A 689-nucleotide genomic window follows, 5' to 3' on the forward strand; every position below is an offset into this window, starting at 1 on the left:
TGTCGTTTGTACAAAAGTTTTAGTCACTTCTGTTAATTATTCGGTCAATAAAATCGTATTGATAAAAGGATTAATTATTGTGTTTCTATTTTCAACATCTTTAAAATTACAAAGATTTGGTAGAAAAGTTTTAATTCTTTCTGTTTTATCGTTTTTTGATTGCTCAGCTGTTGGCGATAGAGTGTTATTTTGTGATAGATTGAACTCTTAAAAGAATTTAATTTATTGCCTTGGAATTGTAAAATTTGAAAGTTAGTTTTTGAGTTAAGTAACATAAGGTAAATTCATGACACATACAGCTGAAATGATTCTTCGTTTGAGTGAAGAAAAAAAAGAAATGCGAAAACGCGATTTTGCGGTTTCGATTGGTATATCTGAAGCGGAGCTTATTGCGGCTTATTGTACCATTGGAAAAGCAAAAAGGCTACAAACCGATGTTGCTACTCTCTTGGAAAATGCACCTCGACTTGGAACCGTCATGGTCTTAACTCGCAATGAATATGCTGTTCACGAAATAACGGGACGCTTTGAAAAAATTGTTCAAAACGAACATATTCCTATCACACTTGGTGAAATTGATTTGCGTATTTTTACAAAACAATGGAAGTTCGGTTTTGAATATGATGTCGTTATTCTTGGAAAACCTACAAAAAGTCTGCAATTCTTTGATCAACATGGCGTTGCTATTT

2 protein-coding genes are annotated in these 689 nt (G+C 32.7%); both read left to right on the forward strand.

The features are described 5' to 3' along the window. Positions 1 to 211 (forward strand): hypothetical protein (locus ACFILW_RS10525; protein ID WP_375685811.1); only part of this gene is annotated, 211 nt, incomplete at its 5' end. Between the two features lie 75 nt (positions 212 to 286). Beyond that, positions 287 to 689: ChuX/HutX family heme-like substrate-binding protein (locus ACFILW_RS10530; RefSeq protein ID WP_375685812.1), on the forward strand; the 403-nt coding region annotated here is incomplete at its 3' end.

It is taken from the genome of Bartonella sp. TT110JLCBS (genome assembly GCF_042193405.1).
Taxonomy (GTDB): domain Bacteria; phylum Pseudomonadota; class Alphaproteobacteria; order Rhizobiales; family Rhizobiaceae; genus Bartonella.